The sequence below is a fragment of the Halococcus qingdaonensis genome, from assembly GCF_024508235.1.
In the GTDB taxonomy this organism is placed as follows: Archaea; Halobacteriota; Halobacteria; order Halobacteriales; family Halococcaceae; genus Halococcus; species Halococcus qingdaonensis.
The window spans coordinates 1,661,499-1,687,473 of the sequence record NZ_CP101943.1 but is presented as its reverse complement, the minus strand read 5'-3'; the positions used below and the strand labels follow the sequence as shown (position 1 = coordinate 1,687,473).

The 25,975-nt window shown below is 63.5% G+C and carries 19 protein-coding genes; 6 read left to right on the top strand and 13 right to left on the bottom strand.

Features of this window, described 5'->3' with window-relative positions; translation table 11 throughout:
- Positions 1–19: 19 nt before the first annotated feature.
- Positions 20–1,861 (top strand): acetyl/propionyl/methylcrotonyl-CoA carboxylase subunit alpha, encoded by a 1,842-nt coding sequence (locus tag NO363_RS08635; RefSeq protein ID WP_256684431.1) that lies wholly within the window; start codon positions 20–22, stop codon positions 1,859–1,861.
- A 51-nt stretch (positions 1,862–1,912) separates the two neighbouring features.
- On the opposite strand, the gene NO363_RS08630 is transcribed toward NO363_RS08635, so the two are convergent.
- Both NO363_RS08630 and NO363_RS08625 read right to left on the bottom strand, forming a co-directional pair.
- A complete protein-coding gene (locus tag NO363_RS08630) occupies positions 1,913–4,177 on the bottom strand; it encodes an NADP-dependent malic enzyme (protein WP_256684430.1) in 2,265 nt (754 codons plus the stop codon).
- A 71-nt stretch (positions 4,178–4,248) separates the two neighbouring features.
- Entirely contained in the window at positions 4,249–5,322 is a 1,074-nt protein-coding gene (locus NO363_RS08625; protein ID WP_256684428.1) for a M24 family metallopeptidase, read from the bottom strand.
- Between the two features lie 86 nt (positions 5,323–5,408).
- Between NO363_RS08625 and NO363_RS08620 the strand changes: the two genes are divergently transcribed.
- Complete coding sequence (locus NO363_RS08620) at positions 5,409–5,888, top strand: COX15/CtaA family protein (protein ID WP_256684427.1); 480 nt, start codon at positions 5,409–5,411, stop codon at positions 5,886–5,888.
- A 120-nt stretch (positions 5,889–6,008) separates the two neighbouring features.
- On the opposite strand, the gene NO363_RS08615 is transcribed toward NO363_RS08620, so the two are convergent.
- Positions 6,009–7,481 (bottom strand): replication factor C large subunit, encoded by a 1,473-nt coding sequence (locus NO363_RS08615; RefSeq protein ID WP_256684426.1) that lies wholly within the window; start codon positions 7,479–7,481, stop codon positions 6,009–6,011.
- A gap of 81 nt (positions 7,482–7,562) precedes the next feature.
- Between NO363_RS08615 and NO363_RS08610 the strand changes: the two genes are divergently transcribed.
- Together NO363_RS08610 and NO363_RS08605 are read left to right on the top strand one after the other, a co-directional pair.
- Positions 7,563–8,162 carry a GNAT family N-acetyltransferase gene (locus NO363_RS08610; protein ID WP_256684423.1) on the top strand — a complete coding sequence of 200 codons (600 nt, stop codon included), beginning with the start codon at positions 7,563–7,565 and terminating at the stop codon, positions 8,160–8,162.
- A gap of 55 nt (positions 8,163–8,217) precedes the next feature.
- Positions 8,218–8,835 carry a DUF7978 family protein gene (locus NO363_RS08605; RefSeq protein WP_256684422.1) on the top strand — a complete coding sequence of 206 codons (618 nt, stop codon included), beginning with the start codon at positions 8,218–8,220 and terminating at the stop codon, positions 8,833–8,835.
- Here the strand turns inward: NO363_RS08605 and NO363_RS08600 are convergent.
- The 4 genes from NO363_RS08600 to NO363_RS08585 all read right to left on the bottom strand — a co-directional run bounded on the left by NO363_RS08600 (position 8,790) and on the right by NO363_RS08585 (position 12,161).
- Entirely contained in the window at positions 8,790–9,275 is a 486-nt protein-coding gene (locus NO363_RS08600; protein WP_256684420.1) for a GNAT family N-acetyltransferase, read from the bottom strand. The two genes, NO363_RS08605 and NO363_RS08600, sit on opposite strands and share 46 nt — an antisense overlap.
- A gap of 155 nt (positions 9,276–9,430) precedes the next feature.
- A complete protein-coding gene (locus NO363_RS08595) occupies positions 9,431–10,066 on the bottom strand; it encodes a PH domain-containing protein (RefSeq protein WP_256684419.1) in 636 nt (211 codons plus the stop codon).
- Positions 10,067–10,068: 2 nt separating this feature from the next.
- Positions 10,069–11,397, bottom strand: a complete 1,329-nt coding sequence (locus tag NO363_RS08590) for a PKD domain-containing protein (RefSeq protein WP_256684418.1) — start codon at positions 11,395–11,397, stop codon at positions 10,069–10,071.
- Positions 11,398–11,528: 131 nt separating this feature from the next.
- The gene (locus tag NO363_RS08585) at positions 11,529–12,161 is read right to left on the bottom strand and encodes a metal-dependent hydrolase (protein ID WP_256684417.1); all 633 of its coding nucleotides are present in this window, start codon (positions 12,159–12,161) and stop codon (positions 11,529–11,531) included.
- 80 nt (positions 12,162–12,241) lie between these two features.
- Here NO363_RS08585 and NO363_RS08580 point away from each other — a divergent pair, with 80 nt between their 5' ends.
- Positions 12,242–12,949, top strand: coding sequence for a helix-turn-helix domain-containing protein (locus NO363_RS08580; protein ID WP_256684415.1), 708 nt, complete (start codon positions 12,242–12,244; stop codon positions 12,947–12,949).
- Positions 12,950–13,230: 281 nt separating this feature from the next.
- On the opposite strand, the gene NO363_RS08575 is transcribed toward NO363_RS08580, so the two are convergent.
- The 5 genes from NO363_RS08575 to NO363_RS08555 all read right to left on the bottom strand — a co-directional run bounded on the left by NO363_RS08575 (position 13,231) and on the right by NO363_RS08555 (position 22,936).
- Positions 13,231–14,397 (bottom strand): ISH3 family transposase, encoded by a 1,167-nt coding sequence (locus NO363_RS08575; protein ID WP_256684413.1) that lies wholly within the window; start codon positions 14,395–14,397, stop codon positions 13,231–13,233.
- Positions 14,398–15,087: 690 nt separating this feature from the next.
- Positions 15,088–16,422: a hydroxymethylglutaryl-CoA synthase gene (gene hmgB, locus NO363_RS08570; protein ID WP_256684412.1), complete on the bottom strand. Its 1,335-nt coding sequence runs from the start codon at positions 16,420–16,422 to the stop codon at positions 15,088–15,090.
- 95 nt (positions 16,423–16,517) lie between these two features.
- Positions 16,518–17,741, bottom strand: a complete 1,224-nt coding sequence (gene ilvA, locus NO363_RS08565) for a threonine ammonia-lyase (protein WP_256684411.1) — start codon at positions 17,739–17,741, stop codon at positions 16,518–16,520.
- A 4-nt stretch (positions 17,742–17,745) separates the two neighbouring features.
- The gene (locus tag NO363_RS08560; RefSeq protein ID WP_256684409.1) at positions 17,746–20,250 is read right to left on the bottom strand and encodes a GcvT family protein; all 2,505 of its coding nucleotides are present in this window, start codon (positions 20,248–20,250) and stop codon (positions 17,746–17,748) included.
- Positions 20,251–20,359: 109 nt separating this feature from the next.
- On the bottom strand, positions 20,360–22,936 hold the full coding sequence (locus NO363_RS08555) for a GcvT family protein (protein WP_256684408.1): 2,577 nt from the start codon (positions 22,934–22,936) through the stop codon (positions 20,360–20,362).
- Between the two features lie 265 nt (positions 22,937–23,201).
- Between NO363_RS08555 and NO363_RS08550 the strand changes: the two genes are divergently transcribed.
- Positions 23,202–24,059, top strand: a complete 858-nt coding sequence (locus NO363_RS08550; protein ID WP_256684407.1) for a methylenetetrahydrofolate reductase — start codon at positions 23,202–23,204, stop codon at positions 24,057–24,059.
- A gap of 18 nt (positions 24,060–24,077) precedes the next feature.
- Here the strand turns inward: NO363_RS08550 and NO363_RS08545 are convergent, their stop codons facing one another.
- Positions 24,078–25,790 carry a formate--tetrahydrofolate ligase gene (locus NO363_RS08545; protein ID WP_256684405.1) on the bottom strand — a complete coding sequence of 571 codons (1,713 nt, stop codon included), beginning with the start codon at positions 25,788–25,790 and terminating at the stop codon, positions 24,078–24,080.
- Between the last annotated feature and the right edge of the window lie 185 nt (positions 25,791–25,975).

Genomic DNA, 25,975 nt, shown 5'->3' with positions numbered 1-25,975 from the left:
TCCCGGTATTGTCGATAGAATGTTCGAGAAGGTCCTCGTCGCCAACCGCGGGGAGATCGCCGTGCGCGTGATGCGCGCCTGTGAGGAACTCGGCATCGGCACCGTCGCCGTCTACTCCGAGGCCGACAAGAACGCCGGCCACGCCAGATACGCCGACGAAGCGTACAACGTCGGCCCCGCGCGGGCCGCCGACTCGTATCTCGACGGGGCGGCGATCGTCGAGGCGGGCGAGAAGGCCGGTGCGGACGCCGTCCACCCAGGATATGGCTTCCTCGCCGAGAACGCCGACTTCGCCGCCCGCGTCGAGGACAGCGAGATGACGTGGGTCGGCCCGTCGAGCGGATCGATGGAGCAGCTCGGCGAGAAGACGAGCGCGCGAAAGGAGATGGCCGCCGCCGACGTTCCAACAGTACCGGGCACCGAGGATCCGGTCGAGTCGGCCGACGAGATCCGTGAATTCGCCGACGAGGCGGGCTATCCGGTCGCGATCAAGGCCGAGGGCGGCGGTGGCGGGCGCGGGCTGAAGGTCGTCGAGAACGAAGACGAGATCGAGGACCAGTTCGAGAGCGCTCAGCGCGAGGGCGAGGCGTATTTCGACAACTCCTCGGTCTACGTCGAGAAGTTCCTCGAATCACCGCGCCACATCGAAGTCCAGATCATCGCCGACCACCACGGCAACGTCCGCCATATCGGTGAACGGGACTGTTCACTCCAGCGCCGCCAGCAGAAGGTCATCGAGGAGGGGCCGAGTCCCGCGCTTACGGACGACCTGCGCGCCGAAATCCAGGAGGCCGCCCGGCGCGGGGCCGACGCCGCCGACTACTACAACGCCGGCACCTTCGAGTTCCTCGTCGAGGACGCCGACCGCAACGAGGACGGACTGCTCGACGAGGGCAGTAGCTTCTATTTCCTCGAAGTCAACACGCGGATCCAGGTCGAACACACCGTCTCCGAGGAACTGACCGGTATCGATATCGTGAAACAGCAGCTTCGGGTCGCGGCCGGCGCGGAGCTACCGTTCGCCCAGGACGACGTCGAACTCGACGGCCACGCGATCGAGTTCCGCATCAACGCCGAGAACGCGGCCGAGGAGTTCGCGCCCGCGACGGGCACGCTCGACACGTACGATCCGCCCGGCGGCATCGGCGTTCGCCTCGACGACGCGCTCCGACAGGGCGACGACATCGGCGGCGATTACGACTCGATGATCGCCAAGCTGATCGTCTGGGGCCAGGATCGCGAGGAGTGTCTCATTCGGAGTCGGCGCGCGCTCGCGGAGTTCGACATCGAGGGGATCACCACCATCATCCCGTTCCACCGGCTGATGCTCGACGACGAGGCGTTCGCCGCCGGCGAGCACACGACGAACTACCTCGACGAGGAGCTCGATCCCGAACGCATCGACGAGGCCCAGGAGAAGTGGGGTGCGGACGAGACCGACGGCGACGACGAGGACGAGGAGGTCACCAAGCGTGACTTCGTCGTCGAGGTCAACGACAAGCGCTTCGAGGTCAATCTCGAAGAGCACGGCGCACCGCCGGTGCAGGCGAGTTCCGGCGGGAGCGGCGGCAACACCCAACAGCTCAGCTCCGCCGGTCCGAGCGGCGGGAGCGACGACGGCGGGAGCAGTAGCGCGAGCACCGCCGAGGGCGAGCAGGTCACCGCGGAGATGCAGGGGACGATTTTGGACGTGAACGTCGCTGCGGGCGACGAGGTCGCCGCCGGTGACGTGCTCTGCGTGCTCGAAGCGATGAAGATGGAGAACGACGTCGTGGCATCCCATGGCGGCGAGGTCGTCGAGGTCGCCGCGACCGAGGGCGAATCGGTCGATATGGGCGACGTACTGGTCGTTCTCGACTGAATCCACATCGCAAAATCCCTTTCGACGGCGAAAAAATCCGCTACCGGCGGGTCAGTTCTCGATGCCGTTCTCTTGGGCGTCGACGACGGCGACGCTCGCCAGATTGACGATGTCCTTGACCTCGTCACCGCGCTGGAGAACGTGGACGGGTTTGTCCATGCCGACGAGCATGGGGCCGATGGCCTCGGCACCACCCAGTCGCTGGAGCAGTTTGTAGCCGATGTTGCCAGCCTCCAAGTTCGGGAAGACGAGGACGTTCGCGGGTTCATCGAGTTCGGAGAACTCGTAGGTCCCCTCCAACATCTCTTCGACGACGGCGGTGTCGGCCTGCATCTCACCGTCGACGGGGAACTCGACGCTGGGGTCCTTACGGAGCCTCTGTGCGGCCTCACGGGGTTTGCGGGTGCCCTCGTTGTCGACGCTGCCGAAGTCCGAATAGGACAGCAGGGCCGCTCGCGGTTCGACGTTGAACCGCCGGGCCAGCTCCGCGGTGTGTTGTGCGGTCTCGGCGAGGACGTCGGTGTCGGGGTCCTGGTTGACGGTCGCGTCGGCGCAGAAGATCACTCGATTTTTGAACGCGAGCATGTAGACACCGGCGGCGTAGTTCGCGTCGTCGGCGGTACCGACGATCTGGAGCGGCGGGCGGAGCGCGGAGGGGTAGTCGTGCATCAGCCCGGTGAGCATGGCGTCGGCGTCGCCCATCTCGACCATCACGCTGCCGAGGTAGTTCTTCTCGCGGGCGAAGTCCGCAGCCTCGGTTCTGGTGATGCCCTTGCGCTGGCGGAGCTCGTGGATCCGATCGGCGTAGGGTTCGAGGTTTGCCTCGTCAGGATCGACGATCTCCGGGTCGAAATCGAGCCCGAGCGAATCCATCGTCTCCCAGATCCGTTCGCGATCGCCGATAAGAACGGGGTGAGCGATACCCTGATCGTCGATCTGGTGGGCGGCGCGGATCATCTTCTCGTCGTCACCCTCGGCGAGGACGAGTCGTTTGGGATCGGATTTCGCTTTGTTGAGAACGACGCGCATCATCTCGCGGGACTTGCCGAGACGGGCTTCGAGCTCTTCGGTGTAGTCGTCGATATCGACGTCGGCGCGGGCAGCACCACTGTCGATGGCGGCCTGCGCGACGGCAGGCGTGATCTCGAAGAGCACCCTGGGGTCGACGGGTTTGGGGATGATGTATTCGGGACCGTACTGCAGTGGTTGGTCACCATAGGCTTTCACGACGGCATCGGGAACATCCTTGCGGGCGAGTTCGGCGAGCGCGCGGGCGGCGGCGACTTTCATCTGTTCGTTGATCTCGCTGGCGCGGACGTCGAGCGCGCCACGGAAGATGAAGGGGAATCCGAGAACGTTGTTGACCATGTTTGGGTAGTCGGAGCGCCCGGTGGCCATGATCACGGTGTCGTCGCGAGCGGCCTTGGCGTCCTCGTAGTTGATCTCGGGATCGGGGTTAGCCATCGCGAAGATGATCGGGTCGTCGGCCATCGAGCGGACCATCTCCTGGGAGACGATGCCACCGACCGAGAGCCCGACGAAGACATCGGCGTCCTCGATCGCATCCTCCAAACTCCCCTCAGGGACGTCACGAGCGAACTCGGTTTTGAACTCGTTGACGTCGCCGTGAGAAGCACGTTCCTCGGTGATGATGCCCGAGGAGTCGCACATGGTGATGTTCTCTTTCTGTGCGCCGAGCGAGAGATAGAACCGTGCGGTGGCGATCGCGCTCGCACCAGCCCCTGAGAAAACGATCTCCAGGTCTTCAAGCTCTTTCTCAGCGATGTCGCTGGCATTGAGCAGGGCAGCACCGCTGATGATGGCGGTCCCGTGCTGATCGTCGTGGAAGACGGGAATCGACATCGACTCGCGGAGGCTTTCTTCGATCTCGAAGCATTCGGGGGCTTTGATATCTTCGAGATTGATGCCGCCGAAGGTGGGCTCCATCGCCTCGACAGTCCGGATGATCTCCTGGGGATCGTCCTCGTCAAGTTCGATGTCGAAGACGTCGATGTCGGCGAACCGTTTGAACAGGACGCCCTTCCCCTCCATGACTGGTTTCGAGGCCTGCGCGCCGATGTCGCCCAATCCGAGAACGGCGGAGCCGTTGGAGACGACGCCGACCATGTTGCCTTTGGCGGTGTAGGTGTAGGCATCGTCGGGGTCGTCGTGAATGTGGTTACACGGAGTGGCGACGCCAGGCGAGTAGGCCAGCGAGAGGTCGCGCTGGGTGCTCGTGGGTTTGGTCGTCGAGATCTCGATCTTGCCGGGTGGGTCCTCGCGGTGGTAGTCGAGTGCGTCCTCGTCCAGTCCCATGTCTACCGTCACGGCCGACACCACTAAAAAACCAACCGAAACCGATATTCGACGACTGACGAACTCAGTCGTTACGGGCCGAGGTCGTGACGGACGATCGTTTCGCCATCAACCTCGATCTCGCAGGTCGGCCAGTCGCCGGTCGCCGTCAGCGTCTCCAGCCCTTCGTCGATCAGGACGGTGTCCTCGCTTTTCGCGCCCTGCACCGTCGGATTCCACGCGTACGCCATCGGTGCCTCGATCGCCGCCTCCTCGTCGGGCCTCGCCTTCCACTCCCGACCCGCAAAACCGGTGGCACCGCCTTGATGGTGGCGTGCCCACTCCTCGGGATGGTCGACGGCCGCGTAGGCGTCCTGGATCGCCCGAAAGACGTCGCTGGCGGTTCCGTCCTCCTCGGTGAATCGTTTCGTCGCCGCGATCGCTGTTGCCTCGACCTGCATGGCTGCCTCGTGGCGTGCAGCGAGCCAGTTGGGCGGATCGAGGGCGATCGTTCGCGTCGCGCTCGCGTGGAGCCCATCGCGCTGTGCGGTGATCGACACCAGTGCGTAGCCCCCGATTTCGGCCTCGGTCGGTGGGAAATGGCGGTAGTTCGGTGCGCGCTCCTCGCCACCGACGAGAAGGACCGGCGTGTCGATCCCGCGGGCGAACAGTCCCTCTTCGAGCCGTGCGGCGACCTCCCGCTCGGAATCGGATCGCCCGACGGTTCGACAGACGTCTTCGAGAACGGTCGCGGTCTCCGCCCCGAGTTCACGATAGCGCTCGATATCGGGGTCCGTGAGCGGCGTGCGGAGTCGAGTGGCGGCCACGCGCTCCGCACCGGGCACCTCGAAGTCGGCCTCGAACGGAGTTGACGACCGCTCGGCGATGGCTTCGCCCAGTGATCGTTCGTACCACGGAAACGTCCCGACGGGGACGTCATCGAGCACCTCGTTTCTGAACCGTGGTGCTTCGTTGTTGCTGGTGAGAACGTGGAGAGTGCCGTCGTAGCCGGCCGCCGCGACGCCCACACGTGCCTCGCGGTCGACGACGTTGCTCGCGCCGGTGAGCCACGCGAAGTTCGACGGGCGGGCGAACCAGATCGCCTCGCAGTCGGTTCCGGCGAGATACTCGTCGAGACGGGCGATCTTTTCCGGGTCAGTGTGCACGGTCGTCAATCGGGTGAGCGACCCAAAACGGTCGCGGCCGCGGCGAGTCGAACAGACGTAAGTACCACCGCCCCTAACCCTCGGCGATGGTTCGATTCCGCCACCTCGCTGCCGTCACGACGGGGATGACGTTCGCGCTCATCCTCCTCGGCGTGTACACCGCCGCCGCGGGCGCGGGTCTGTCCTGCGGGGCCAACTGGCCGCTCTGTAACGGCGGCGTCTTCGGGCTGTTCCCGGCGAACTGGCCGAGCTTCATCGAGTGGTTCCACCGACTCGTCGCGATGGTCACCGGCTTCATGATCCTCGGGACGACCTACGCCGCCTGGCGCGGTCACAAGAGCCGCAGAACCCGCCTCGCCAGCACGGTCGCGCTGGTCGTCCTCCCCGTCCAGATCCTGCTCGGCGGGGCGACCGTCACGACCTACACGGCGCTCGTCCAGGTGACCCACCACGCCGCCGCGCTCGTCATCTTCGCCGCGCTCGTGGCGACCACCGTCTGGGCCTACGAATCGCCCGACGAGGCCCCGACGAGCAGCGATACCACCGCCGCGACGACCGCCGACTGACGACGTTCGTTTCGTACTGTCAGTCCAGTTGCCGTGTCGTCAGCTGTTCCCACCGGGATCGAAATACCCGTGCACTGACTGCGGACAGTCGTTCTTCGCGAAACCCTTCTCGTTCCGAACTCAGGAGAAATCGCCGAGACCGGACTGGGAGTCGTCGGACTCCTCGGTGTCGTCCGCACTCTCATCGTCGGCCGTGGCTTCGTCGCTAGCCGTGTTCTCTTCGTCCGTCACGTCATTTTCGCCTGATTCGTTGGGGTCATCCGACCCGTCACTCGTGGTTCGCGTCGCACCCTCGAACGCACCTTCCGAGCCCGCGACGGCGGCCTCCTCGCCGCGTTTCGTGGCGTCCTCGACGATCGACTGGACCTTGTTGGTGTCCTCGCCGCTGCCGGTGACGAAGGCGACGTGTTCGGCGTCCATGTCGTAGCGGGTGGCCATCGCTACCGTGAGTTCGCGGTTCGTGCAGTGGTGGGTCATCGTCGATAGGAACGGCATTATCTCCCGACGAGCGCTCGCCATGCTCGTGCCGCTCGTCGTGGCGATCTGCCTGGCGATGTAGTCGCGTTTGTCGCGAGTGGCCCGCGAGCGCCCGAGTTTCGACCAGTAGCTCGGCGGGCCGTAGCGCGTCCAGCCACCCTTCGACTCCCGGCGCGAGGCGGCGACACCGGCGGTCATCGCGTCGCCCGCGTACCGCCAGTACGAGTAGTTCTGCGTGGCTCGCACGCGCCCGAGCCAGCGATCGGCGTTCGCCAGATTGTCGAAGGCGTCGGCGAGCTCCGCCCCCGCGTAGTCCTTCGGGACGTTGTCCTCGATCCAGTTGATGAGGTCGTCGGGCGTCTCGTCGACATCGTAGGACGATCGGAGCGCACCCTCGGCGTCCTCCTCCTTGATGAGCGCGTCCAGGAAATCGAAGATGCCGGTGGTTTTGTCGCGATCGCTCGTCACCACGTCGTCGGCGGTGAGTCTCTCGGTGCTCTCGGCGAGCGCCTGAAGGTCGTTGACCGCACCGCGGAGATCGCCGCTGTTGCGCTCGGCGATGGCGTCGAGCGCCTCGTCGTCGTATTCCACTTCCTCACGCCGGCAGATGTCACGGAGCACGGGGAGGATCGAGCGCGCGGAGACGTCGCGGAACTCGATCGTCTCGCAGGCGTTCCGGAGGCTCTTCGACATGTCGTAGAACTCGTTGGCGATCAGAACCATCGGCTGGCTGGCCTCCTTCACCAGCCCCGTGATGGCTCGCGAGCCGCCGCGATCGACGTTTCCGTGGAGGTTGTCGGCCTCGTCCATGATCACGAGCCGTCGGCCGGCGCTCCCGCCCGTCAGCGTCCCCGATTTCGCCGCCTCGCCCGCCACGCGCTCGACGACGGATTTCGTGCGCTGGTTCGAGGCATTGAGTTCGATCGTCGGCCAGTCCATATCGGCCGCGAGCGCGTGTGCCGCCGAGGTCTTGCCGACACCGGGTGCGCCGTGGAGGACGACCGCCTCTCGATGCTCGTCCCACGTCTCGGCCCACTCGGCGAGCGCGTCACGAGCCTTGTTGTTACCCCGGACCTCGGAGAGCGTCGACGGACGATACTTCTCGGTCCAATCCATTGACGGCGCTACGGGCGAGTCGCGTTTAGTGATTCCGGAGCACGGCCGAACGTTTTTGACACCACCGTGGGATCTCAGCACGTGTTCCCCGAACGCATCGAGACCGACAGATTGGTTCTCGAACGACTCTCGCACGAGAGCCTCGATCTATTCGAGTTCTACGAGATCTGTTCCGACGCCGACGGCGAGGAGGCGATGGCCGAAGTCACCGAATACATGCCGTGGGACCCCCACGAGACGGTCAACGAATCGAGGGAGTTCATCGACCGTTGCGAGAAACAGTGGGACGAGGGCGAGGCCGCGACCTACGTGATCCGCCCGCGCGAGGACGAGGACGGTGCCGGCGCGTTCGCCGGCGCTGGCGGGCTCACGATCGACTGGGATCGGCGCACGGGAACGCTCGGTACGTGGCTCCGCAAGCGCTTCTGGGGCCGTGGCTACTCCGGCGAGCGCGCCGCGGCGCTCATCGAACTCGCCTTCGACCGACTGGACCTGGAAGTCGTCGCCGTCACCCACCACGCGGACAACGAGAAATCACGGCACGCGGTCGAGAACTACGTCGAGGTCCACGGCGGTCGCCGTGAGGGACTACTCAGAAATTGGCTTCCATACGACGAGGAGATCGCCGACGAGTATCGCTACACCATCACGCAGGACGAATACCTGGACGCGACGGGATAAAGCGCCCGTTCGACCCGCCGGAAGCTACTTTCAGCGGGGCTTCGAGAAGCAGACGATGACCGGCGCGAGCGGTCGACTGATCGCCCGGCTCCCGTTCAGGGCGGGCGCGCTCGTCGGCGCTGCAGCCTACCTGCTCGGCTATCTCCTCACCTATCTGCTGACGATTTCGCGCGTTCGTTCCGAGCTCTCGCGAATGAACGTCGACGCGACGCTCTCGCTGCTCGGGGGGAGTGGCGTCGCACCTTGGAAGGTCACGGGCTGGTTCTTCTACGGCGCACATTTCGTCGACGTCTCGGTGACGAGCAGCGCGATGGATCTCTCGACGGACGTCGTCGAGGTGAGCGCCGGCGGCTGGCGCACGCTGCTCTTCGCCCTTCCGCCGCTACTCCTACTCGTCGCTGGCGCGCTCGCCGCCCACCGCGCCGGTGCGAGGCGTGTTTCGATCGCTGCGGCCGCGGGCGGGACGATCCTGCCGGGCTACTTCGCGCTCGCGTTCGTCGGCGTCTTCCTCACGCAGGTCACGGTGCTCATCGCGGCCGTCGGTCCGAATCTCACGCCCGCGCTCGTGGCGGGAGTCGTCTATCCGCTCGTCTTCGGCCCGCTCGGTGGTGCTGTACTCGTCGCCGTTCAAAGATCGCGGGCGCGTAGCTCGCCCCACGACTCGAACCCGTGACGGGCGTAGAGCCCGCCGGCGGGACCGTTCTCGTGATCGACGTCGAGCATGATGCGATCGAGCGGCAGCTCCTGATTGCGGGCACAGTCGTAGGCTGCCGTCATGAGCTCGTCGGCGAGATCGGTCCCGCGGGAGGATTCGCGCACGTAGAGTTCGTTCAACACTGCCGCGTCCCAGATCATCGCCAGCTCCTCGGGGAGGACGAAGACGTAGCCCGCGAGATCGTTCCCATCAGCCGCGACCGTGACGCTGTCCGGATCGCGCTCGACACACCGCCCGACCCAGTCGAGATAGCGCTCGCGGTAGTCGTCGGTGAGTTTTCCTTCGTAACTATCGGCCTTCTCATCGCCGCCGAGCGCCCCCAGTTCGTGCTCGAACCGTTCTTTGAGCTCCCACAGCCCTGCGGCATCCGTCTCCGGATCGTACGGTCGCGTCTCCATGAGCGCGCTTCGCCCACCGAGGTGTTACGTGTTCCGTCAAAGTTTCGCAGGGCGTATTCTCTATTCGGGATACGGATTTTTCGGGGTCAAGCACATGTCCAGGTTCGTTTCGACGATTGATTCACCCGGTGGTGACGTGCGATGTTCGAACCGACTTAGATCATCCGTCGCAGATCGTCTACGAAATCGCTCGAATTCTTCATGTTTTTCATCTCGATCTCTAGTGACTTGCCACCGCCACTGGCGATGTGAACGTTCCCCAACCCGACGAGCGTTTCGACGACTGATCTCCGTTCTTCGACTCCTCGAACCTTGTTCAGGGAGATCTCACGCTTGGCTAACGATAAGAATCGGTATTCACTAATCACTCGCTGGTTGGTGACGTAGTACGTCGTGAGAGAGTTCGCCCAATACGTGTAAAGGCCGCTTGAAAACAGGTACAGTCCTAGAACGAATGCCACTGTTGGATATACATATGGGCGGAATGTGAAGAGAAGCCAGTAGATCCCAACACCGAGCACGAGACCCCCGAAGAGAACCTCGACGATAGCTACCCGCTGCACGGGATGCTGAGTTGCGACGATCTCTTCACCTTCTCTGAGATTGGGTGCTTCTGGTGCAGCGCGGAGATACACGTAAAGCCCGATCAATGAGATGAAGACTCCAAACAGTATGAACGGATACGACAACTCTTCAGGAAACGAACCGCCGAACAGGTATAGGTACATACCGACCAGTAGGAACGGGACTCCCAGCAAGAAACTCCACTTCGTGTACTTTCCTCTTGCCATCGCTACTGTCCCCCGAACAGTTGAAGCAGGATCCCTATTGCCGAAGCAATGAAGCCACCGACAGTTAGGAAGAGCGGATCACCGAGGAAATTGAGTAAACCTGAATCACTGTTGGTGAGAAAGCCCCGCTCCTGTTGAGCTCTGCTCTCACCGTTCCCCACTGCCGTTCGTTCTTTCGTGCCACTGTCCTCTTGCCTCGAATCCGACGACTGGCTGGTCGATTCCTCTACCGGTTGCGCCGTATGTGTTGCAGTTGGGGTCGACTGTCTCCTCGTGTCGGCTGAATCCGCTCCAGCAGAACCAGCGTTCGGTTGGTCAGCATTTGCTTCACCTACGCTGATCTGCTTCGTGGTAGAGCCAGTCACTTCTTTGTCATCCACAACGGTCAGATTTACGGCATAGTTACCGGGCGACTCGTACGTGTACGTAGCCTGTTCTCCTTGTGCGTCAGAAATCCCGTCACCGTCGAAATCCCACTGATATTCTTCGACGACACCGTCAGAGTCCGTCGATGACGATCCGTCGAAACTGATTCGATTTCCTGCTGTGGGCTGGTTCGGTGAATGTTCGAACGATGCGTTCGGTGGCGAGTTCGTCTGACTGACCCGTCCGATATTGACCCGAGTGATTGTGTTGTTCACCGTTTCAGTTTCCCATAGGTATCCTCCATCCCATGCTACTCCGGTCGGCACGACATACGGGGATTCGAACTTCTGAACGAGTTCGCCGGACGGAGTCGATGGATCGATCTGCGCTATGTGCTCGCTATCAGAAACCCAAAGGAACCCTTTGCCCCAAGCTAAGCCACTTGTTGAACCGATTCTCCCTGCTTCAAGTGACTTGACCACTTCACCGGATTGTGGCTTGATCTTGTAAATTCCTGTCCCCGATTCACTCTCTGCAATTGTCCAGAGATTTTGTCCATCGTAAGCCAGTCCCCTACTGGAACTTCCCGGTGCCGGAATTTTCGATATCTCCTCTCCTGTCTCTGGGTCCAGTTTGTGTATGTAATTTTTCTCATCGTACGAATCAGTAACGACCCACAGACTATCGTTTGTCGCTTCAATACCACTTGGAGAATCCAATCTTGTTTCTATTGACTGTGTTATTTTCCCAGAAGTCGGATCAACTTGATATATCGTTTTTGTATTGATGTTCGAATACCATATCGAATCACCATCCCACGCCAGATTCTGCGGTCCTTCTTCATCATCGGAAATCTCGACTTGTCCAGCGATCTCGACGCTCTCCTGTCCAATGGCGACAGAAGATATAACTGAAACTCCGATCAATGTTATGAGCAGGATTCGCCTGAATGATGGTCGGTGCACGCTTGCAATTGCTGAGATGACCGCACATATGCTTTTTGAACACTACTTGCTTAATATTCTCTTGTTGCACCGATCGATCCATTCAACTCTCCATTATTCACCGTGGCGGCCACGCCCGATCAAACGATAGATCAGCGCGTCTCCCACAGCCGCACCGTGAGAACGAAACCGCTCGTCAGGAGCAACAGTAGCTGCCAGCCCGACTGTGCGACGGGAAAGATCCGCTCGACGGTGTTCGACTCCGCCCCTCTCGTGGGATCGACGCCGCTGTTGATGTGGACCTGCTCCGTCGAGCCGCGTGCGGCCTCGCCCCCGCTATTCCCGCCGAGATCGACGAACGTCTGGACGAGCCCACGGTTGTTCGAGAACACGAACTCGCCCGACAGCTCGTAGAACTGGTCGTGGAGCGGGTAGAAGAGATTCACGCCGCCGGCGACGAGATCGAGCCCGATCGACGCGAACGCGACGGCGGCGATCGAGACCCAGGCGATCCGCACTCCGCGGGCGTGCCAGCGCCGGCGGACGAACGAGCGCTTCCGTATCCGTGTGTCGTAGGCGAGCAGCGCCGCGCCGGTCAGCGGCAGGAGGAGCGTGTGGAGCACCGAACGGTGACCGCCCGGAATCAGGAAGCCGGCGACGACGTCGAGATCGGGCACGATCGTGGCCGCGAGCACGATCGCCACCGCCCGTGCGTCGAACCGATCGCCGAGCAGCCCCGCCGCGAGCAACCCAGCGAGCGCGCAGTGGACGACCGTCGATGGCACGGGTTCGGGTTCGGCGCACCGGGGAATAGCCCTTGCGGCGATGCCAGCAGGCTTTTGCGCGAAACGGGCGAGACACGGCCATGACCGAGCGCACGCGGCGGGATCTCGCCGGGAAGATCGCCGGCGATGTCGTCCTGAGCGACGACCCCGGCGCGACGATCCGCAAGTGGCGAACGGATTTCGACGTCGCCCAGACGAGGCTCGCCGACGAACTCGACGTCTCGGCGTCCGTCGTGTCGGATTACGAGAGCGGGCGACGCGAGAGTCCCGGCATCGCGATCGTCCGTCGCGTCATCGAGGCGCTGCTCGACATCGACGAGGCACGCGGCGGCGAACACCTGCGTCAGTACGCCCGCGTTCTCTCGGCAGGGTTCGAGGGTGACATCGTCCGCGACCTCCGGGAGTACCCTACGGCGATCGACACCGGGGCGTTCTACGACGCCATCGGCGCGACCGAGGTCGTCGCGGGCACCCAGCAAAGCGTCGCCGGCCACACCGTCATCAACTCCATCGAGGCGATCACGCGGCTCTCCTCCGAGGAGTTCTATCGCCTCTACGGTCAGAGCACGAATCGCGCGCTCGTCTTTACGGGTGTCACCCACGGCGAGGGCGCGCTGGTCGCGCTGCGGGTGGTCACGCCGACGCCGAGCGCGGTCGTCCTCCACGGGCTCGATCGCGACGATCTCTGGGAGCACGCGCCGACGCTCGCCCGTGCCGACGGCTTCTCGCTCGCGGTCGCCGACGGCGAACTGGAGGCGATACTCGAAACGATGGGTGATCTGCCGTAGTTGGCTGTGAACAACCACCAATACATCACATATCGCGCGAGCTAGTTCGGTTGCCAGCGGTAGTTTTTCATCTACTGGATGAGTGAAACAAGTATCAGTACCTCACAAAGCTCGCCAGTTGACTGCTTCTGAGACATGAATCTGGTGGAGAAACTAGTGCCGAGAAACTGCTGAGGAAGGCGGTTCGGCACTGAGAGCGTCAAACCTGTCGCAGTCGGCGGCGGAACGCCGCCGACGCGACGATGTTGCCACTCATCGGCCGGGCGTTCCCGGTCGGTGGATTACCGTTCGAAGCGATCGTCGGGCGGTCTGTTCGCGGGGACGGCCCGACGCACCGCGAGAGCCGTCCACGCTGCCCGGGTTACCATGTCGATGAACTCCTCGAACGACCACTTCCAGAGGCGACGCCCGCCACGGCGCGGCGTCGCCACATACTCCCAGTGGAGATACCGCCACACGTTCTGGAACAAGAGGCTGATCACGACGAACAGCAGCCGCTGTGTTGCATCACGTGTCGTGGTGGAAATCGTCGTCTTCTCCGAGAGACGGTAGCTTGATTCGATGCCGAAGCGCTTGCTGTAGTGCTGACGAGCCTGACGCGGTGTGTCGATAAACGACGCGTCGACGGCGTAGCCGTGACGCGCCACGCCATGTTCGTCGTATCGGCCGTTCTGGTAGGTGCAGTCGATGTAGACCGGGAATTCGACGGTCCACTCGTGACCGTCGAATTCTGTGGTGAGGTCGTGTTCGATGGTGCGGCTCCATCCCTGGTCAAGTTCCTCTTGGATCGCCTCGCCCCACTTCACGACCGGTGTGACGTAGGCGTAGTTGTGCGCCTGAAGCAGCGTGAGGCACTTGCCGTCGTAGAACCCGCGGTCGAGGTAGACGGCCTTGACCTCGGGGTCAAGGCCTTCGAGAACACCGAGGAACTCCGCGAGGACGGAACTGGCGGTGTCGCCGTCTTCGAGACGGCGCACCGCCAGGGTGTAGCGCTTGTTGCGCACCCGCGCGTAGAGGGTGGCATAGGCATGGAAGGCGGTGGTTCCGGCTTTGGCCTCGGAGTGGTAGAGGCCGCTTGTTTCGTCTTCATCGCCGTAGTAGGGCCGCAGGTGGAGGTCCACGACGACCTCCACCTGCTCTGGGAGATGTTCGATCACATCTCGCTGAAGGAGGAGATTACCGACGGAAGCGACGGTGTCGAAGTCGAACTTCGAGCGGAGGTGGTAGAGAATATTCGTCGCAGGAGGTGCATCCTTGCTGACGTCACAAAGCTCGGAGACAGAGGTCCCGTCGGCGCACGCGCCGACGAGGACCTCGAAGATGTCCTCGGCATCGATATCGGCATTCTCACCGAGATTTAGACTAAACGCGCCGGTGAGTGTATTGACGAGGAAATTAAGGAGCTGGTCTTCGTGTATTTCGTCGTCTGCTTGCTGCGAGTCAGGCACATCTCCAGCAAGCGGACGTTTCCACTAACCGACTTTGTGAGGTACTGAGTATGGACGGATGGCAGTGGCTTTCCAGTAGAGTGAGAAACCCCCTTGTTGCGGGTGTCGTCGTCGCCACTCTTGCATTCGCGTTCTCTTCACTGTATCTATTCCTTTGGCCCACTACCGCGGAGATCGTTATTGGAATCGGTCCAGCCATATTAGGTGGGATTGTTGTTCTCAACGCATTTTTCGTAACGGCATTCGTTTGGACTTATTTAGTGAGCGAACCCGCCTTGATCACTCGGAAACGTCTCGGCGGAGCAGGTTTGGTGGTTGATTTGTTTCGCACCTCACGCTCGGGATTGTCGTCGGCACGGCGTTCGTGCTCGGTGATGAAAACGGCTTGTTGGCGACGGGGATTCCACCCGTCTCTGAACTGCCCAATTTGGTCGGAGTCTGGGCTGCAATGTCACTAATCACAGGACTTTACAGTATCATAGCCACACTCGGTATCCCGATAATCCTATCAATCGGTGTCGGGATTGGCTTCGCCCAAATCCACAACAGCAGACAAAACCCCGAGTAACGACAAACATCCATATCATCCACAAATAGAACTACTATTTGTGTTCCTGAATCCACAAATCAGTAGTGAAAACGACCTGAGAATCCACTGAGGCACGGAGCCTATTCTGTGAACCGGAACTACTACTCGACGTAGCGGTAGGTCCGTTCGTCCATCGGGCCGGAGCCGTCGCGGACGAACTCCTCGCTCGGGGTGGTGAACGCGTCGATGTCGATCTCCTTGTCGTGGTTGTGGACGTCGTGGATCTCTTCGTACTCCGCGAAGGAGATGTCGCGGCGCTCGGCCAGCTGCTCGTCGATGTCGAGCGCGTCGATCTCCTCGGTCCACTCCTCTTGAACCGTTTCGACGTGGATCTCGGCCTGTGCGCCGCTGCCATAGGAGCCAAGCAGCAGCGATTTGCCGGTCATGTCGATCCCCGCCTCGCGGGCGCTGCGGAGCGCGCTCGCGCGGGCGACGTGGACCGAGCCGGTGTACCAGTTGCCGACGTGACGGGCGATGTCGAGCGTCGGCTCGATCGTGTCGTCGTACCACGCCGCGTACGCGTCGGTTTCCTTCAGCGCGTCCATGTAGTCGCGGACGGCGTCGCGGTACTGTGCTTCGTCGTCGAAGCCGTCGGGTCGGGGCTGTTCGCCGATCGCTGCGGTGAGGTCGGCCTCGATCTCGGTGTTACGGATCATGTGGCGGTAGCCGAGCAGCGCGGCCTTCCTGACCATGCCGGGGAACGGCGTGTGGAACGGGATATACTCGAACTGGTCGGGATGGGTCTCCTCGGCGACGCTCTCGTAGTCCTCCAGGGCTTCGCGCATCCGCGCGAGATAGACCTGGACCGAGCGCTGGCCGTCGACGCTCGGGAACTGCTGGTTCGGCTTGAGGAAGTCGGTCTCGTCGGCGCTGCCGAACCCCTGTTCGACGCTCATTTCGACGAGGTCAGGGTTCTCGGCGATGAGCATCGCCACCGCGCCCGCGCCCTGCGTCGCCTCGCCGGCGTCGCCGCGCGCGTAGAGGGCGGTGTCGGTGGCGATCACGAGCGCCGCGCGGCCGCGATTGCGCCCGGCGCGGATCCAGTTGTAGGCGTCGTCGAGGCTCTGTGTGCCCGCGATGCACGCGAACTTGCGCTCGCCCTTGTTCGCGTGGTGGAAGTCCTCGTCGTAGACCTGTTCGAGACAGCCCGCGACGTACGTCGAGACGGGTTTGGCGTTGTCGAAGGCGCTCTCGGTGGCGACGTCGATCCGGCCGATGTCGTCAGGGGTGAGCCCCTTGCGCTCCATCAGTTTGTGCGCGGCGTTCGCGCCCATCGTCACGATGTCCTCCTCGACATCGGGGAACGAACTCGCGTGGAGGCCGAGCCCCTTCGTGAACTTCTCGGGCTCCTCGTCCAGCGCGGGGGCGAGCGTCTCCGCGAGGTCGAGCCTGAGCTTTCCGGCGTGGATGGCGACCGCGTCGATGCCGACGTTCATGCGTTCAGTAAGCGGCCACGAGATATATGATTCCGTCGACTCCGTTTTCGTCGATCGTCGATCTGTCGTGGCAGCACCATCAACGATCGCTGCGATCAGGCGTTCTCGTGGCTGACCTCGTAGCCGCGATCGCGGATCGACCGGATGACGGTGCGTGCGTGGCCGGTGCCGCTGGTTTCGATCTCGAAGACGAGGTAGGCCTCGCCGACGTCGAGTTCGGGCACCGAGCGGTCGTGGCGCACGCTGCGGATGTTAGCACCGTGGCCGCCGATGATGCTCGATATCGTGTTCATCTCGCCGGGGCGGTCGGTGATGCGCACGCGCAGGCGGAGGATCTGCTCGCGGTCGGTGAGCGCGTGGATCAACACCGTGCGCAGCATCGTCATGTCGAGGTTCCCCCCGCACAGCAGCGCGAACACCGTCTCGCCCTCGACGTCGAGATCCTCACTCAGCAGGGCGGCGACCGACGCCGCGCCGGCCCCCTCGACGACCTGTTTGGCACGCTCCATGAGCAGGAGCACGGCACGGGCGATCTCGCCGTCGGTCACGGTGACGATCTCGTCGACGTGTTCCTCGATGAGCGAGAGGGTGAGCTCCGAGATCCCACCGGTGGCGATCCCGTCGGCGATGGTGTTGACCGAATCGAGCGTGACTGGAATCCCCTTGTCGAGGCTGTCCGGTACTGTGGCAGCCCCTTCGGCCTGCACGCCGACGACGCGCGTTCCCGGCGAGAGCTTGTTCATCGCGGTCGCGATGCCCGAGATCAGCCCGCCACCGCCGATCGGGACGATGACGGTGTCGACGTTGCAGTCCTCGTACATCTCGATCCCCAACGTTCCCTGTCCAGCGACGATCGCGGGGTCGTCGTAGGCGTGGACGAACGCGGTCGCCTCGTCGTCGACGAGCCCCTGAGCGTGATCCATCGCCGCCTGGAAGTCCTGACCGACGAGTTCGACCCGCGCGCCGTAGCCACGCGTCGCGTCGACTTTCGCCTGCGGGGCGGCCTTCGGCATCACGATCGTGGCGTCGATGCCGAGTGTCGTCGCCGCAAGCGCGACCCCCTGGGCGTGGTTGCCGGCGCTCGCGGCGACCACGCGATCGGTCCCCCCGTCCTCGACGAGCTGTGCGATCTTGTTGTACGCACCGCGCGTCTTGAACGAGCCGGTCCACTGGAGGTGTTCCATCTTCAGGTGGACCTCGCTGTCGGTCAGTTCGCCGAGCGAGGTGCTCCGCTCGACGGGGGTTCGTTTGACGACCGACTCGTCGTCGAGGCGCTCGCGGGCCGCCTCGATGTCGGCGAAGGTGACTGACTCGCTCATCGAACTACCCGCGCATCCGTTCCATCTCGGGGTCGAACAGCGGCTCGTCGCGCACCGTCGCGGCGTAGCGCTCGCCCTCGTAGCGCACGTCGAGCGACGTCCCCGCGTCGGCGTACTCGGTCGGCAGGTACGAGTAGACGATGCCCGCGTCGATGCTGTAGCCGTAGCCGGCGCGACAGCCGTAGCCGATCACGTCCTCACCGTCGAGGATCGGATGACCCGAATCAACGATCATTCCCGATCCATCGAGCGTGAGCGGAGTAAGCTTTCGGTCGACGCCCGCCTCGCGCGCCGCGAGCAGCGCGTCCTTCCCGATGAACTCGGTATCGGTGTCGACCGCGAAGCCGATACCCGCCTCGTCGGGCGTGTATTCGGGCGTGACGTCCGTGCCCCAGAGCCGATAGCCCTTCTCCAGACTCGCCGAGGCGAGCGCCTCCCAGCCCATCGGGACGATCCCATGCTCCTGGCCCGCTTCCCAGAGGGTGTCCCAGAGCCGCGCGCCGTACTCGGTGGGTGTGTAGATCTCCCAGCCGAGTTCGCCGGCGTAGGAGAGCCGAAGCATCGTCACTGGCAGGCTCTCCAGATAGGTTTCTTGCACCCCGTAGAACGGGAAGGCGTCGTTCGAGAGGTCCGCCTCGACGAGCGGTCCGAGCAGTTCCCGTGCTTCCGGCCCCCAGACGCCCACTCCGGAACGGCTCGAATCGTGAACCGTGATCGAGAGCGATTCGGGCGCGTGCTCGCGGATCCAGCGCGAGTGGAGCGTCGCGGAGTTGCCGCCGCCCGTCGTCAGCAGATACCGATCTTCGTCGAGCCGTGCGACGGTCAGATCCGCGAGGATGCCGCCGTCTTCGTTCAGCATCGCCGCGTACCGCATCCGTCCGACTGGGCAGTCCATGTCGTTGGTCAAGAGCTCTTGGAGGAACTCCATCGTGCCCTCGCCGGCGATCTCGATCCCGGTGAACGTCGTCATGTCGAACATCGCCACTCGATCACGGACGGCCTGGTGTTCGACGCCCTGCGCCTTCGACCAGTTGCGCGCGAGCCAGTCGGGTCTGTCGGGGACCTCGTACTCGCTCAGGAGGGACTCGTTCGTCTCGTACCACTGGGGAACTTCCCAGCCGTTGGTGTCGTAGAACTCCGCGCCGAGGTCGTCCTGTCGGTCGTAGAACGGGCTCCGGCGGAGCGCACGCTGGTCTTCGGGCTGTTCACGCGGATGGATCAGCTGGTAGACCTCCTGATACTGCTGGGCACCCCGCCCGTAGGTGAACTCCCGACTGCCGGCGTGGGGCTGAAACCGACTGATGTGGGCGGGCTCGGCGTTGACGCGCTCGCCGTCGAGCCGCGGAACTCCATTTTCCATCCACTCGGCGACGACGCTGCCGACGCCGCCAGACTGGGTGACCCAGATGGCGAGCGACCACCACAGTCCCTCGGTGTCCTCGTCCGGGCCGAGAATCGGCATTCCGTCGGGAGTGAAGCAGAACATCCCGTTCATCTCGGTCTCCCACTCGACGCCGTCGAGCGCCGGTACGAGTTCGCGTGCGGCGTCGTACGCGCTCTCGTCGTGATCGGGATGCGTGTTCTCGTAGAAGTGCTCGGCGGCGAACTCCCGGAGCGAGGGGTATTCGAGCCCGAGGTCGTCGAGTTTCTCGGGTCCGTAGATGTCCTCGGGATCGACGAGCAGCGGTTCGTGGTTGTACGATCCCACTCCATAGGAGTCGCCGTGCTGGCGGAAATACTCCGAATAATCCTGATGACGGAGGAGCGGCTGTTCGATCTCGCGCTCGGCTCCCACCAGTTCGTCGAGCGGTTCGCTCACGAGATACTGATGTGAACACGGAACCAGCGGGATGTCGGTGTCGATCATATCCCCAAAGAGCGGGCCCCAGATGTTCGTCGCCACCAGCAGCTCGTCGCATGCGATGCGGCCGTTCTCGGTGACGACCGCCTGGACCGCCCCGTCACTCGTCTCGACGTCCGTGACGAGCGTGTTGCCGTAGAATTCGTGGCCGACCTCCTGGGCGCGCTCGGCCATCTTCCGCGAGGCGTCGACCGCGTGGGCCTTGCCGTCGGTCGGGAGGTAGTAGCCACCGTGGATCACGGTCGAATCGATCTGCGGGACGCGCTCTTCGACCTCCGCGGGCGAGAGCAGTTCGCCACCGTCAAGCCCGTAGGATTGGCCCCACTCGCGCTTTCGTTTGAGGAACTTCCATCGGTCCTCGGTATAGGCGACCTCGATGCCGCCCGACATCCGGTAGCTGTCGAGATCGGAATAGAGTTCGCGCGTGTACGCGGCCAACTCCGTCATCAGTTTGCCGCCGTTGGTCTGATAGACGAGTCCGGGCGCGTGCGAGGTCGAGCCGCCAGTCTCGAACAGCGGTCCGCGATCCACGACGACGACGTCCTCGCGGCCCTGCTCGGCGAGGTGGTAGGCCGCCGAACAGCCGACGCAGCCGGCCCCCACGACGATGGTCCCGGCGCTCTCCGGCAGTGTGGTCCCTGTGCTCATGCCGTGTGGCTTCCGCCGTCGTGGGTTTAAAAGACGGGGTGGACTACCACAGCCGTTTAGTAGTCCGTCGGTGCGCGGCGACGAATCGTCGAGAAATCGACAAACATGGCTACAACAGCGGTTCGTCGCGCACCGTCGCCCCGTAGCGCTCGCCCTCGTAGAGCACGTCGACCTCGGTTCCCGGTTCGGCGAATTCGGGCGGGAGGTAGGTGTAGACGACGCAGGCCCCGACGGTGTAGCCGTATTCGGCGGCGTGGACGTAGCCGAGCACTTCGTCACCGTTGGACGTGAGAACGGGCCGGTCGGCGAGCACGACCTGCTCGGGGTCGTCGAGCGTGAGACAGGCCACTCTCCGATCGACGTCGCCCTCGGCGGCCGCCGCGATCGCTTCCTTGCCGACGAACTCCGTGTCGAGATCGACGGCCCAGCCGAGGCCCGCTTCGTAGGGGTCGTGCTCGGTGTGGAGGTCCTCGCCCCAGAGTCTGAATCCCTTCTCGATGCGGAGCGAGTCGAGCGCGCCGTTGCCGTAGGGGCGGATGTCGTACTCCGCGCCTGCCTCCATGACGTGCTCCCAAAGCGTCTCGCCGTACTCGGACGGCGTGTAGAGCTCCCAGCCGAGCTCGCCGGCGTAGGAGAGTCTGAGCGCCGTCACGGGGACGTTCTCCACGAACGTCTGCTGGCTCGTGTAGAACGGAAAGTTTTCATCCGAGAGGTCGGCGTCGATCACCTTCGAGAGGGTCTTGCGGGCGTCCGGGCCCGTACAGACCATCGCCGCCAGGCTGGAGGTGACGTCGTTGACAACTACGCTCTCGGGGGCCTGCTCGCGGACCCACGCGAGGTGGTTCTGCCCGACCTCGCGACCGGTCGTGAGCAGCAGGTATCGGTGCTCGTCGACGCGGGTCACGGTGATATCGGCGCGGACGCCGCCGGCTTCGTTACACATGAGTGTGTAGCGGATCTGTCCCACGTCGAGGTCCATGTCGTTCGTACAGAGGTTTTGGAGGAACTCGTCTACACCTGTGCCGACGAGCTCCATCTTGTTGAACGGGGTCATGTCGTGGAGCCCGACGGCCTCTCGGACGTGGAGCGACTCCGCGCCTTCGAGCGGCGACCAGAACTTGCCCTCCCAACCCTCGCGATCGGGGATCTGCTCGCCGTAGCTCTCCAAGAGATCCTCGTTGGATTCGAACCACTGTGGGGACTCCCAGCCGGCCTCGGCCCACAGCTCGGCGTCCAAATCCTGATGACTGTGATAGATCGGCGTGCGCCGGATGTCGCGCTGGTACTCGGTTCGGACCCACTTCGGATGGACGATGCTGTAGAGGTTGCGATACTCCTCGTCAGCGAGGTCACGCGTGAAGTCCCAGCTCCCCGTGTGGGGTGCGAACCGGTTGACGTCGCAGTTCCGGAGGTCGATCGGGCCGTCGGGCAGCCGCGGGACGCCGGTCTCCATCCACTCGGCGAGCGCCTTGCCCGCGCCGCCGGCGTGAGTGATCCACGTGGTGAGCCCCGTCCAGAGCCCCGGACACTCCTGGACAGGCCCCATCGTCGGCATTCCGTTCGGCGACGCGGAGTACATCCCGTTGTACTTGTAGTCCAGATCCTTCCCCGCCGTCGCCGGCAGGAGCTCGTCGCTCGCGGTTCGGGGAGCCTTCTCCTGGCGATCGGGGTGGGTAGCGTTCTCGAAGAACTCCTCGGTGAACTCGTGGATCGACGCCTGATTGCCGCCGTCCTCGTCGTTCCCACCCAATTCCTCCGGATCGGGCACGACCGGCTCGTGGTTGTACGAGCCGATCCCGTAGCGGTCCCCGTGCGTTCGGAAGTACATCGCGTTGTCCTGGTCCCGCAGTATCGGTCGGTCGGGGTCCTGGAGGAGCACCTCGCTCTTGTCGCCGGAGACCGACTTGTAGTTCTCGTAGACCGGATCGTCGGTGACGTCCTGTTCTCGCCCGTCGAGTTCGGCGAGCGGTTCGGTCATCGTGTACTGGTGTTCGACCGGTGCGACCGGGAGATGGACGTCGAGTTTCTCGCTCAGCTGGCGCGCCCAGATGTTGGTCGCTACCACGACCTCATTGCACTCGACGCGACCGTTCTCGGTGACGATCCCCTGTACTCCCTCACCGTCGGCCTCGATGTCCTCGACTTTCGTGTGGCCGACGAACTCCGCGCCCATCGCCTCCGCTTGCTCGGCGAGCGCCGCACACGCACGAACACCCGATGCCTGTCCGTCCGTCGGCGAGTAGTAGCCGCCCTGGATGGCGTCGGGATCCACGAGCGGGAGCTTTTCCGCGACTTCCTCGGGGCTCAGGAGCTGCGGATCGGGCACGCCCCACGCTTTCGCCCACTCGACCCGCCGTTGGAGGTAGTCCATCCGCTCGTCGCTGCGCGCGACCTCGATCCCGCCGGTTTCGTTGTAGATCGCTTTCCCGTCGTCGCGCTCCAGACCGGAGTACAACTTCCGGCTGTAGGTGGCGAATTTCGAGAGCACCTTCGGCTCGTCGGTCTGGAACATGATCCCCGGCGCGTGTGTCGAGGAGCCGCCGGTGGTCGGCAGCGGGCCCCGGTCGAGTACCAGAACATCTTCCCGACCCAGTTCGGCGAGGTGATAGGCCGTGCTACAGCCGACGATGCCCGCGCCGATGACGACGGTTCCGGCTGCGTCGGGCAGCCCGTTGGCATGACTCATGGCTGCCGTTTCGATCTCGGCCGGGGATATTCATTCTTCGCCCTCACTGCTACTCCTGTTTATCCGGGATCGTCCGACCGACGACTGATTCCTATGTTCGGTACGAATCGCGTGATTCGACTGCCGACCCCGACTTATACCGTTTCGGTTGTGCCGGCCAAGAGCTAAACGTGCGATACTGCTATTCTCTCACAATGTTTGCGTTCGAGGCGGGGCGAGACGCGTCCGAAACGCACTCCGTGGTTTCGGGAGGTACGGACGATCCATGTCGGTGACGCGCCAGTCGGGAGAGACCGATGGCGTCGCGCAACTCCTTGACGATCCGCGATTCGAGCTGATGCCGTTCGACAGCTTCGCGGACGAGATGGATGAGCTTCCCACGGGCGCGACGATCGCCATCACGACCTCGCCGCAGCTGGGGCTCGATGCGACCGTCGAGTGGGCCGAGACGGCCGCCGCTCGCGGGTTCGACGTCAGCCCACACATCGCCGCGCGCTACGTCCGCGACGTCGACCATCTGGACGAAATCACTCGGCGGCTCACCGACGCCGGCGTCACCGATATCTTCGTTCCCGGCGGCGACCGCGAGGAGCCGATCGGCGAGTTCGATTCGGCGTACGCCCTTCTCGACGCGCTCGACGGACTCGATCACGAGTTCGAGGAGATCGGCATCACGGGCTACCCGGAGGGCCACGAGTTCCTCGACGACGACACGCTCGCCGACGCGATGGCGAAGAAAGCACCCTACGCGACCTACATCGTGACACAGCTCTGTTACGATCCCGAGGCCGTCGTCGAGTGGGTCGAGGGTGTGAGGGATAGGGGCGTCGAGCTCCCCATCGAGGTCGGCATTCCTGGTGTGATGAAGTACGACAAACTGCTGAGCATCTCGCGGAAGGTCGGTGTCGGCGACTCGGTGAATTTCCTCAAGAAAACGACCGGAATCACGGGGTTCATCCGCGAACTCGTCGGTTCGCGTGGCAGATACACCCCCGACGATCTCGTCGAGGGGCTCGCGCCGTACGCCGACGATCCCGACTACGATATTCAGGGATTGCACGTCTACACTTTCAACCGGACCGAGGACACCGAGTCGTGGCGCTACGGCGTTCTCGACGAGTGACGCGATCGGCCGACCACTTCAGAACAGTCCGGAGACCGTTCCCTCGGCGTCGATATCCATGTCGGCAGCGGCAGGGTCGGACGGCAGCCCCGGTAGCGTCAGCACGTCGCTGGTGAGGGCGACGAGAAAGCCCGCGCCGGCGGAGGGGTAGATCTCTTGAATCTCGAGTTCCCAGCCGGTGGGGACGCCCTTCTTCTCGGCATTGTCGCTGAGCGAGTGGAAGGTCTTCGAAATCACGATCGGGACATCCTCGAAGCCGAGGTCATTCATTCGATCGATGTCGTCGCGTGCACCGCTCTGGAATGAGACGGATTCCGCACCGTAGATCTCGGTGGCGATCGTCTCGATCTTCTCCGGTATTGGGGCGTCGGCCTCGTAGAGATAGTCGAACGTCTCGTCGTTCGTTTCGATGGCGGTCATGAGCTTCTCGGCGAGGTCGGTCCCGCCCGCGCCGCCCTCCTCGAATACCGTCGATTCGGCGGCCTCGATCCCGAGGTCCTCCCGGCAGTGATCCAGTACGACGTCGACTTCCTCGTCGGTGTCGCCGGGGAAGCGGTTGAGCGCCACGACGACTGGGACGCCGAACTGCTGGAGGTTTTCGACGTGGGCATCGAGATTTTCGATCCCGGCCTCGACCGCTTCGGGGTCGGGTTCGTCGAGCGCGTCGAGATCGGCGGGCCACATGTCCTTGCCATGGTATTTGAGCGCACGGACAGAGGCTACCACCGTGACCGCCGCCGGTTCCATGTCGCCCAGACGGCAGACGACGTCCATGAATTTCTCGGCACCCAGATCCGAGCCGAAGCCCGCCTCGGTGACGAGATAGTCCGAGAGTTTCCGGGCGGCGTCGTCGGCGATCAGCGAGTTCGTCCCGTGGGCGATGTTGGCGAACGGACCGCCGTGAACGAACGCCGGCGTTCCCTCGACAGTTTGAACGATGTTGGGTTTGAGCGCGTCCTTCAGCAGGATGGTGACCGCACCGGTAGCTTCGATGTCGTCGGCGGTGACCGGGTCGCCGTCCTCGTCGTAGGCGACGATGATTCGGCCGACGCGTTCCTTGAGATCGGCGAGGTCGTCGGCGAGACAGAGCACGGCCATCATCTCGGAGGCCGCCGTGAGGATGAACCCGTCCTCGCGAGGGACGCCCGTGACCTCGCCGCCGAGACCCACGACGGTCTCGCGGAGCACGCGGTCGTTCATGTCCATCGCACGGGGCCATTGGACCTGATTGACGGCGATCCCCAGCTCGTTTCCCTGTTTGATATGGTTGTCGAGCATCGTCGAGACGAGGTTGTGCGCCGACGTGAGCGCGTGGAGATCGCCGGTGAAGTGGAGGTTGATCTCCTCCATCGGCAGTACCTGGGAGTAGCCACCGCCGGCCGCGCCGCCCTTGACGCCGAAGACCGGGCCGAGCGAGGGCTCGCGGATGGCCGCCAGTGCGTTCTCGCCGAGCTGGTTGAACGCCTGACTCAGTCCTACGGTGGTGACGGTCTTGCCCTCGCCCATCGGCGTCGGCGTCATCCCCGTGACGAGGATTACGTCACCATCCTCACGGTCGGATTCCCGGAGTCGCTCGATGGCGTCGTAGGTGAGCTTCGCCGTGTCGTCGCCGTGGAGCTCGAGGTCGTCGGCGGCGAGGCCGAGCGGTTCGACGATCTCGGTGATGTGGTCGGTGTCGACGTCCTGGGCGATCTCGTAGTCCGTCGGCAGGCCGTCTTCGGATGGTGACATGTCGATTCGAGTTCGTCCGACCGTCGCTTCAAGGTTCGTGTTCGGTGCGTGCTATCTTTTTACGTCCCGATGGCGCGTGCGAGCCCGAAATCCCGGCCGGCGAGGCGGTGCGAATCGTTCACGAACATAAATGGGTGTCTCGTTTAACTGGTCGATTTAGGCACCCATCGATCGTAGGGAAAGGG